Genomic DNA, 9,117 nt, shown 5'->3' with positions numbered 1-9,117 from the left:
TCCGACCTGCCCTCACCTTGCACCCCACCATCCTCGTTGACCCCGACCCAAAGGACCGGGGACAACACGCCACGTTATTCAGCAGCGTCCTAGCGGCTGCCGAAGCGATCACGGCTAACGGAACATCCTTCGCGATAACCGTGCTGGCCGGATTCCGTATTGTTCCGGCTGTTGGGTAACTGAGGGCTGGATGGGTCCGTGCCAAATCCTAATTATCGATGGACCGTGCGTGAATCGAACCCTGCGATGCCGCGAAAGTATCGCAACGGCAAGCCTTTTCGGCACCCGCGACAGGCGACAGGCGATGATCCGTCAGAAGAGACTCTCTGTCGAGGTGACGGATGCGTGCGCCAGGGGCACGCCGGGTGTACCCCGGATCTGCTGGAGCGCTCACGTATGGAGTCGCGAAGCGCCGCGGCCGGGTGCGCGGGCTGCGACCATGGTGAGGGTCATATGCGGGAAGGCTGCCGAGGGATCGTTTGGGGGTACCGATGCTGGAGACGAGCGCGACTGCTACCGGGACGTGGGCAGGTGATGCGGAACCGGTGGAGTACCGATGGACCGCTATCGTGACCGACGCGGCCGGGCATCAACGGCCAACCTTGCGCGGCCAGGGCCGGTTCGACACTGAGGATTCCTACACCGCGAGCGTGCACGACAGCCATACCGGCGTGGCCGCGGCGGTGTTCGCCGAGGTGTGCGGCGAGATGGTCGAATACCACCGAGACGCGGTGCTCGACGCCCGCATCGACGGTCAACCCGATCCGATCCCGCCCATTACGGTCACCACCACAGTCCATGATGCCTACGACACTGCCGTGGCGATCCTGACCGGCCGTCTTCACCATCGGCCGGTCACCGAGGACGAAGTCGCCGACGCCGTTGTCACATTGGGCCAGACAGCCGTCGCCGATACACGCCTGCGTGTCGACCATCCGTGCGACCGCGGCGACGCCAGCCACTACGACCTGCTTCCGCCAGTACTTGACTTCGATGTCGAGCGGCCCGCTAACACCGACGTCCACACTGTCGGCGACGATTCGGTTGACGTTGTCGACGACAAGCTGCGACAACGGCTGCGTGCGTTGCGGGCCGCCGCTGCGGAACTGCGGGCCGAGGTGTACAACCCGGAGTACTGTCGCGAACAACTCGCCGCCATGCAAGACGCCGTTGCCGCCGCCCACCCGAGCGAGACTCCACCGGCACCCACACTGCCCGGCGACGAGGATCAAGCGGCCATAGTCCCGATCGATTGGCTGGCACGCGTCGATCGCTGGCAACGGCTGCTGGAGATCTCCACCGAGGCCTACCTCGACGCCGCCTACCTCGACACCGCCGCCGAACACCTGCGCCGCGGACGGGAAGCAGCTACCACGTCCGCGCAGCCCTATCCTACGAGTAGGAACAGCTCATCGCGGGGCTTGTCGAGATAATCGGCATTCCAAACGATCGCCGAACGACCTGTGGGCCAAGAGGTCTCGCGCCGGAACGCAGAGCGCAGATGAGATGCCCAGCGCGGCAAATATGCCGGGATCAGGTCGGCGTTCTCGCTTAGCCTTGTTCAGCTCGTCCACAGTTCCGCTGCTGACCATCGACAGCAGTTCGACGGCGACCGAGCGGGACGAATGCCGAGATCACGTGTCATACAGAGTGTTTGGCGCAGAATGTCTGTTCCGTAGCCGCGTCGGCGGTGACGGGGATCGACGATGTAGCCGATGTGCCCACCCCACCGCGTTAGCTTCTCGGTGAGCCGGTGGCGGATATCGCTGCTGCCGACCAGCACGCCGCCGAAGTCAGCGACGAGGAATGGGTACAGCACGGTGCCTTCCGCCAAACCGACGCCCGCACGCGCATTCTCCTGGACGAGCAGATACTCCGACCAGGCCACTCCCGGTCGGTAGTCCTTGGCGAAGACCGAGCCGTCTTCGGTGATCGCCGAGCGAAGATCGAGAAACGCTGCTTCGTCGGCTGGCCCCAACGGTCGCACGATCACGCGATCAGCCATGGTCATGGGTTCGATGCTGAAGCGGCATTCCAGTGAGCGCAACCGGATTTCGGCACGGTTATCACCTGCGCGCCGGGTCTGGCGTGCGGCCGAGGACGTAGTAGTGCGCGATCGACTCCCGCAGTTGTCCGGATGGCTCGCATTCGAGCAACCGTGCTCGAAGGTCCTTCTCGAATTCTTCTGCGAGAGTGGGGTCCTGGCGAATCCGGGCGGTGTAGGAGGTCGACCACAAGAATCCGAGAAAATCATCCACCGTCCAAGCGTGCGGTGTCGGGAACCGGTACTCGGCGACGTCGCCGAACCCTGCCTCTTGCAGGACCTCTTCGTGAGTGCGCCGTGCTGGGGCGGTGTTCTCGGCTGTCGCTTGCGACGCACTCGCGGGGCGGCCTGGTTCGCCGGACCATCGGGCCACGACATCGACGGCGACGGCTTGCCACGGCTCGGTCCCGCTCCAGGGCGTGCTGCTGCCCAGGATGGCCAGGCAGCCGCCAGGGGCCAGCCACTGGCGGGCGCGCTCGGCGATCAGCGGTCGGTCCAGGCGGTGAAACGCATTGCCGATCGTGACCAGCTGCGCGGGCTCGGTGACGGCCAGATCTTCGGCAGGGCCGGTGCTCCAGGTGATGTTGGTGGCGCCGGCTCGCTCGGCCTTGGCGCGTCCGACCTCGATCATGTCCGGTTCGAGGTCCACGGCGTGCACGTGTGCGAATCGGGTGTGCAGCGGGATCGCGATTTCGCCGGTGCCGCAGGCGAGATCGACCAGGATGCCGCCCTCGCCGACCTGGTTGAGGAGGTCGTCGAACAGTGGCTGGGGGTAGGCCGGGCGGTACCGGCTGTAATACTCGGCTGCGCCTCGGAAGAGGTCTTCGCGGTAGCCGGGTCGCACGGGCCAGCTCGGTGGGGTCGACGGGGTCTTGGTCATTTCGGGTTGTCGCTCCTTGCTGTCGCGGTTCGGTGCGATGCGGCTTGGTTGTGCTGCGTTCGATCGTGGTCAGGGGACGAGGTCCGGGCGGTCGAACTGACGTCGGTAAGCGCTGAACCCTTCCCCGCAGACCCGCGAGCACACCTTGAGTTTCCCGCCCGCGATGGTGTCGGTGCTCCAGCTGCGTTCCACGGCCGTGAAGAATTCGCTGGCGAGGACTTCATCGAGCGGGTTCTTGGCGGCGTCGAGGGTGGCGGCTCCGCCCGAGGCGGTGAGCAGGTCGTGGACCTGAGCGTCGGTGGCGGCTTGTCCACGATACAGCTGGGGCAGGGTCGCTTGGACGTAGAGCCAGCAGCATGGGTACACGTGACCGGTCGCGGAGATGAAGATGGCCTTGGAGTCCAGGGCCTGGCATTGGATAGTGCAGGTGTCGAAGAACTCGTCGAAGTATTCGGCGCGGGCTTCGATACTGCGCGCCCAGAGCACGACCTCGTTGACCAGCCGTTCGTCGGCCGGTGGCCGCAGTTCCCCGACGACCGCGCCGGTGCGGTCGTAGATCGGTGCGGCGTCGATGCCGTCACCCGGGCGCAGTTCGGGTGCGGGTTCATACAGTGGCCGCAGGAAGCGGGCGGTCTTCTTGACGCTGAACTCGGCGAATCCGAGTTCAGTCGCGCGGGCGCGGGCGGCGTCGATCTCGTGCTCGTTGTGGGCGAACGCGATGTAGTCCCACTGGGCGCGGCCGCCGGCGTCGATGAACGCTGCGGCATTGCGCAGGACTTTGTCGATGTCGACCTTGCGCCGGTACACACCGTTGGTGGCCAAGCCGTCGATGGCGAAGACCGTTGTGATACCCGGGATTTCGGCCAGCTGCGCCCACCAGGCCGGGGTGCGCAGGCCGCCGTTGGAGTAGATGCGGATGCCGGTGGCCGGGTTGGTGGCGTGGATGTGGTGGCAGATATCGAGCAGTTCGGGGGCGATGGCGGGATCGCCGTAGGCGCCGCAGATATCAACGATCTCGAGTTGGGCCAGGACATCCTCGGGCAGGCAGGTGCGGAATTGCTCAAGCGTCATCGATGTTTCGGTGAGGCCGGGGGCGGTGGCACCGAAGAGGTTGCGGGCGCACATGGGGCATTCCGCGTTGCAGCGGGTGGAGACTTCGAGGTGGAGTTGGCGCAGGTCGGCAACGGTGTACATGCTTCTCACCTCGGGTATCAGTGGGGGACGGCGGTCGGGGCGGCTTTGGTGGCCTTGATTCCGGCGATGCAGTTGCAGGACCCGGCGGTGCAGGTGATGCCCCCGGTGGGCAGTGCCAGGTTGGGGTCGAAGATCGATCCGATGCGCCCGCCCTCACGGCAGGATGCCGGCCAGATCTCGTCGAATCGGATGAACAGCGATTCGGCGCCGACATTGCAGGTCCAGCCAGGCCAGCGGTTGGAGCCGGTGTCGATGATCTGCGACGGCGTCAGGATTTGGCGGGTGCCGTCGTGGTACTCGACGTCGAGGTCACCTTTGAGCAGGGCGGTTTCGCGGGAGCTGGGCTGGTCGACCTCGGTGGCGAGAGCAGTGGTGAGCGCGGTGTGCTGGTCGGGGCTGTAGTCGGCGGCCCGCGCCCAGCCGTCGAGGAACATGATCTTGCGGTGTACCGGCGCCTTGCCGTCGGCCTGAATGGTCGCCGCGAGGTTCATGGTGGTGTCGAAGGCGGCGGGGTCGATCACCACGTTGACATCGACGCTGGTCACGGGGGCGAGTGTGTCGACGACGGCGCGGAAGTGGTCGGGTTCGGCGCGTTCGTGGTGGTAGCTGAGCAGCACGTGGTCGAAGGCGGGTGCGTGGGTGGCCCACCAGGGCAGGGGCCGGGTGCCGTTGGACAGGACCGCGACGTCGATGCCGAGGGCACGCAGGTCGGCGGCCATGCGGGGCAGCTGCGGCCACAGGGTGATCTCGCCGCCGCTGAGCAGGAAGGTGATGTCGCGGCCGCGGTAGTGCTCGGCGACGGTGCGGGTGAAGCGGTGCACCGAGTCGTAGTCGGGCCAGCGAACCCGGTTGTCGTGCAAGTAGATCGGGCAGTAGTGGCAGGCGTAGTTGCAGACGCTGCTCATGATCCATTCGACGACGACACGACCAGTGTCGGCAGCAGCGGCTGGAGTGATCCGGAGCGGGATACGGGTCATGACCCTCCGTTCGGGCGGGTGGCGATGATCAGCTCGGTGGTGAGATGTTCAGTGAGCACGGCGTCGGGTCCGAACCGGTCGACCAGCGCGGCCCGCAGGTCGTGCTCGAATGCCGCGCGGGCGGACTCGTCGCTGAATTGGCCCGGCGCGCTGTAGGAGAAGGAGAACTGGAGCCCGATCACGGAGTCGATGTCGCGGTGTGAGTCCCAGTGCCAGGTCGTGATGTCGATGTCGGAGAACGCCGAGGTGGCCAGGACTTCGGTGTGGGTGAGGCGGGGATGGGTGTAGGTGGTGTCGCCGGCGCGGCGCTGCGGGCCGAGATGGGCGGTGCGGACCTGGGTGACGACGTCCACCCAGGGCAGCTCGATCGCGGTTGCCGGAGGCCCGCCGCTGGCCAGCACTACCGCACCGGTAGGAGTGAGGCGGCGGTCGAGGTCGGCCAGTAGTGCGGGTCGGTCGGTCCAGTGGAAGCTGGCGCCCATGGTGACCAGATCGAGTTCGGGCAGGTCGAGGTCGTCGAGGTGGTAGGAGTCGCCGTCGCGCCAGCTGATGTTGTTGATGCCGGCTGCGGTGGCGAGTTTCGCGCCTTCGTGCAGCATCTGGTGATCGGGGTCGACGGCGTGCACGTGGGCGACCAGCGGTGCCAGGCGCAGCGCGATCTGGCCGGTGCCGCACCCGAGGTCGAGCACCTGCTGGGTGCCGTCGAGACCGAAGCGTTCGCTCAAGGTGGTGAACAGCGCGGCCGGGTAGCCGGGCCGGTACCGGGCGTAGAAGGGGGCGGCGCCGGTGAACAGGCCGCTGGGGTCGTAGGTCATTCAGCGGGCTCCTTGCCTGATGAGTGGGTCGCCGATGTTGCTGTCGAGTAGCGCGAGGGCGGTGTCGTGCAGCGATGCTGCGGCGATCCCGGTGTGGTGGAGTAGTTCGTCGTGGGTCATCGGGCGGGGCGGGTTGGTCCAGCCCCGCACGATGACCGTGCGCGGCGCGCCGCGTTCCCCGAGCAGCGCATGGACAGCGGCCGGGTGGCAGGTGGTGGCGATGAGGATCGCGATCCCGGGTGGGAACAGCCGATCGAAGTCGGCGGCTCCGATCGCGGCGTCGCGGTGGCCGGGTGCGCCGAGGCTGGTCAGGTCGTGGATGTGCAGATACCGCAGGCGGGCAGCGGGCCGGGTAGCGGTGACCGCTCCTGCCGCCCGGGTGAGTTCGCGGGCGGCGATGTCGCCGATCGACACCAGCACCATCTCGGGATCGGGGTCGTCGGCGATGTGCGTCCAGAGGGCGTACCCGTCACGGAGCTCTGCTTCGACGGTGGTGTGCGGATGAGCGGGCATCGGGTGTTTGGAGGCGATGATCAGGCTGGCGCGGCCGAGTTTGCGCACGGTGAAGGTGAGCGCGGCCGCGGTGCGGGCGGCGTCGGCGGGCAGGTAGACGTGCACGCTGGGGTCGGCCGTGGCGATCGCGATGTCGATGAGGCCGGGGTTGGCGTGGGTGATGGTGTTGTGCCAGCCGAGGCTGGTCAGCAGGTACACCAGGCTCGGGCCCGGTGGGCGTCCGGCGGCCGCGGCGAGCCGGTGGGCGAGCAGCTGCTGGGCCAGCAGCGAGGCGGTGATCGGGGCGAACGCCTCGTAGCTGACGACCACGCCGCGCCTGCCGGTGGCCTGGTATCCCTGGGCCCAGGCGTGGCACAGCTCCTCGTTGAGCACTTCGATGGTCCAGCCGGAATCGGCGGCGCCCAGCTTGATTCGGTTGGAGGCCAGTTCATCCGGGCTGAACACCCTCAGCCCGTAGACGATGTTCAGCTGGCGCAGGGTGCGGGTGATCGCGGCACCGAAGTCGAGTCCGGCGACCTGGTCGGCGACCGCACGGGCGGTGGCCACGCAGCCTCGCGGTGCGCTGAGTTCTACCCGGCTGGTTGCGGCAGGTGCGAGGACCCGGCGCACAGCCTCGGTCGGCGTCCCGCCAGTGAACAGCTCCCCAGGGCGGTAGCCCGACAGCCAGCTCTCCAGCGCTACGAATTCCGCATTGTCCTCGTGCGGGTTGCGCAGGGGAACCTTGTGCACTCGGGGTGTATGCGCAACCTGTTGCCCAGCAACCACTTTAGGTACCCCGTGGCCCTTGTCGACGGTGACGACGACAACGGTGGACGGCCCGTACTGCATGGGCCGCAGCCTGGTCAGGGCGCGGGCCATGGCGGCGGTGATCTCGCTGGTGTCCGGTCCGGTGGTGATCACCTGGTATCCCAGGCCGCCGAGGTGGTGTGCGAGATCGGAGGGGTCGAGGCCGGCCAGCAGCGATGCCGAGCCCATGCGCAGGCCGTTGGCGAGGATGACCGGCAGCACGCGGCCGTGGGTGCCGGTGCCGATCATGGCGCGTGCGCCCAGCCAGGATGCTGCGGCGGCGCCGGTTTCGCACTCTCCGTCGCCGATCAACGCCACCACGAGCCGGCCGGGGGCGTCCAAACCCATGCCGTGGGCGATCGCCAGAGCGGGCCCGAGTTGCCCGCCGAGGTGGTCGTGGCCGGGGATGAGCGGGGTGATTTCCCCGCCGAACCGGGTGCGCGGGAACTGCGCGCACAGCCGCGCAAGGTCGCACTCGGTGTGGCCGAATGCGTCTGCCCCGGTGTCGAGGGCACCGGTGATCCAGGCGTGCGCGAGCGCGGACGGTCCGGCGTGACCGCCTCCGTGCACGACCCGCACGTCGATGCCGGGCATGCGCCGGTAGGGGCCCAGCGCGGCGAGTACGGCGTTGACAGGTGGGCACACTCCCCAGTGCCCTGCCGGGGCCGGTTTGACGTGGCCGGGCTGCAACGGCGCGGACAAGGTGACGTTGTCGCGCAGATACAGCTGTGCCAGGCACAGGTAGTCCAGGGCGCGCCGCGCGGTGTCGACCTCGTCGGCGGTCACCGATTCTGCGACCGCCGTGATGTGGGTTGTCCAGTCGGTCATGGCCGGGCCTTTCGGTCGGCGCCGGCCTGGGCGATCGCGTGCACGGCGACGTTGATGCGGTCGGCGCGGACCTGCTCGTCAGCGGCTTCGACGATCATCTCGAGTATCTGGGTCAGCTCGGGCTCGGTGATGTGGTCCAGGTCGAGATCGGCTGCGGTCAGGGCCTGTTGCAGGTCCGGGGGGATGCGATGGTGACGGCGGCCCGGCAGCGGGCGCAGCCGCAGCTTCACCGTTCCGCTGGTCTGCTGGGCGGCCCAGGGCGGTGGGCGCAGTGCGGCGCGTCCGTCGATGTTGAACACCACTCGTGAACAGCCGCTGGCCCCGTGGTGGTGCTCGACGCGGTAGCGGCGCCCGCGGTGGGGTCCTCGGGGCGCGGCGAAGTCGAGCACCACCACGGTGCGGCCATGCAGCCAGCGAAGGCTGCCCTCGGTGGAGACGGGGATTGCGGGCAGTTCAGGCAGCATCACGCATCACCCGGGCGAGATCGACGGTGACGAGGGCCCCGGCGGGGCCGCCCGCGTTGCGGCGTGCCGCTTTGGCCGCGAACAGGGCGCGGTCCACCGCGGCGAGCAGGAACTTCGCGCGCACGGCCAGGTCTGGGCTCGGCCACACCAAGCCGGGCCCGACTACTGTCGCGGCGAAGGACACGCTGCACGGCAATGCGGCGCCGCAGCGGTCACGCAGGTCGGTGACCGAGGCGGTGAACCCGGTTTCGGTGATGCCGGTAGCGGCCACGATGACCTCGTCACCGCCGAATGTCGATACGCATCCTGCGGGAAATGCGGTGTCGGCGAACCACCCTCGGCACACCGAGCCCAACTGGGTCATCAGCGCGTTGCCTGCCAAGTGGCCGAAGCTGTCGGGGTCGGTGGCGTTGGTGTGCTCGACGTGGCTTTTGAGGTCATCGACGTCACCGATGGCCAGGCCGAGCAGGGTGTGCTCGGCGGCGACGCGAGCCAGGGCGTCGGCAACGGCGTGCGGGTAGAGGTCGGGGAAGGCCACCAGGCCGGTGATCGGGTCGGAGCGGGCTGCGGTCAGCCACTCGGCTCGGCAGGGCAGCTCATCGAGAATGTTGGTCAC

9 protein-coding genes are annotated in these 9,117 nt (G+C 68.0%); 1 reads left to right on the top strand and 8 read right to left on the bottom strand.

Features of this window, described 5'->3' with window-relative positions:
• The first annotated feature begins 491 nt into the window (after positions 1-491).
• Positions 492-1,433 carry a hypothetical protein gene (locus tag ACFYOW_RS47275; protein WP_387298383.1) on the top strand — a complete coding sequence of 314 codons (942 nt, stop codon included), beginning with the start codon at positions 492-494 and terminating at the stop codon, positions 1,431-1,433.
• Between the two features lie 128 nt (positions 1,434-1,561).
• Here ACFYOW_RS47275 and ACFYOW_RS47270 read toward each other — a convergent pair whose 3' ends face one another.
• The 8 genes from ACFYOW_RS47270 to ACFYOW_RS47235 all read right to left on the bottom strand — a co-directional run bounded on the left by ACFYOW_RS47270 (position 1,562) and on the right by ACFYOW_RS47235 (position 9,117).
• Entirely contained in the window at positions 1,562-2,011 is a 450-nt protein-coding gene (locus ACFYOW_RS47270) for a GNAT family N-acetyltransferase (protein WP_387298381.1), read from the bottom strand.
• A gap of 55 nt (positions 2,012-2,066) precedes the next feature.
• A complete protein-coding gene (locus ACFYOW_RS47265; protein WP_387298379.1) occupies positions 2,067-2,924 on the bottom strand; it encodes a class I SAM-dependent methyltransferase in 858 nt (285 codons plus the stop codon).
• 69 nt (positions 2,925-2,993) lie between these two features.
• Positions 2,994-4,118 (bottom strand): radical SAM protein, encoded by a 1,125-nt coding sequence (locus ACFYOW_RS47260; protein ID WP_387298377.1) that lies wholly within the window; start codon positions 4,116-4,118, stop codon positions 2,994-2,996.
• A 17-nt stretch (positions 4,119-4,135) separates the two neighbouring features.
• The gene (locus ACFYOW_RS47255) at positions 4,136-5,095 is read right to left on the bottom strand and encodes a radical SAM protein (RefSeq protein WP_387298375.1); all 960 of its coding nucleotides are present in this window, start codon (positions 5,093-5,095) and stop codon (positions 4,136-4,138) included.
• Positions 5,092-5,910, bottom strand: a complete 819-nt coding sequence (locus ACFYOW_RS47250; protein ID WP_387298373.1) for a class I SAM-dependent methyltransferase — start codon at positions 5,908-5,910, stop codon at positions 5,092-5,094. Before ACFYOW_RS47250 ends, ACFYOW_RS47255 begins: the two co-directional genes overlap by 4 nt.
• Positions 5,911-8,037 carry a phosphoketolase gene (locus tag ACFYOW_RS47245; RefSeq protein ID WP_387298371.1) on the bottom strand — a complete coding sequence of 709 codons (2,127 nt, stop codon included), beginning with the start codon at positions 8,035-8,037 and terminating at the stop codon, positions 5,911-5,913. It lies immediately after the preceding gene.
• A complete protein-coding gene (locus tag ACFYOW_RS47240; protein ID WP_387298369.1) occupies positions 8,034-8,501 on the bottom strand; it encodes a hypothetical protein in 468 nt (155 codons plus the stop codon). Before ACFYOW_RS47240 ends, ACFYOW_RS47245 begins: the two co-directional genes overlap by 4 nt.
• Positions 8,491-9,117: a GGDEF domain-containing protein gene (locus ACFYOW_RS47235; protein ID WP_387298367.1), complete on the bottom strand. Its 627-nt coding sequence runs from the start codon at positions 9,115-9,117 to the stop codon at positions 8,491-8,493. The genes ACFYOW_RS47240 and ACFYOW_RS47235 overlap by 11 nt, the downstream gene beginning before the upstream one ends.

Source organism: Nocardia sp. NPDC006982 (genome assembly GCF_042869435.1).
In the GTDB taxonomy this organism is placed as follows: domain Bacteria; phylum Actinomycetota; class Actinomycetes; order Mycobacteriales; family Mycobacteriaceae; genus Nocardia.
The sequence above is the reverse complement of the archived record's forward strand: the minus strand, read 5'-3'. Positions and strand labels throughout refer to the sequence as shown.

Excerpts from the sequence above, each read along its gene's own strand:
- ACFYOW_RS47275 (WP_387298383.1), top strand. The coding sequence starts at position 492 with ATGCTGGAGACGAGCGCGACTGCTACCGGGACGTGGGCAGGTGATGCG.
- ACFYOW_RS47270 (WP_387298381.1), bottom strand. The coding sequence starts at position 2,011 with ATGACCATGGCTGATCGCGTGATCGTGCGACCGTTGGGGCCAGCCGAC.
- ACFYOW_RS47265 (WP_387298379.1), bottom strand. The coding sequence starts at position 2,924 with ATGACCAAGACCCCGTCGACCCCACCGAGCTGGCCCGTGCGACCCGGC.
- ACFYOW_RS47260 (WP_387298377.1), bottom strand. The coding sequence starts at position 4,118 with ATGTACACCGTTGCCGACCTGCGCCAACTCCACCTCGAAGTCTCCACC.
- ACFYOW_RS47255 (WP_387298375.1), bottom strand. The coding sequence starts at position 5,095 with ATGACCCGTATCCCGCTCCGGATCACTCCAGCCGCTGCTGCCGACACT.
- ACFYOW_RS47250 (WP_387298373.1), bottom strand. The coding sequence starts at position 5,910 with ATGACCTACGACCCCAGCGGCCTGTTCACCGGCGCCGCCCCCTTCTAC.
- ACFYOW_RS47245 (WP_387298371.1), bottom strand. The coding sequence starts at position 8,037 with ATGACCGACTGGACAACCCACATCACGGCGGTCGCAGAATCGGTGACC.
- ACFYOW_RS47240 (WP_387298369.1), bottom strand. The coding sequence starts at position 8,501 with ATGCTGCCTGAACTGCCCGCAATCCCCGTCTCCACCGAGGGCAGCCTT.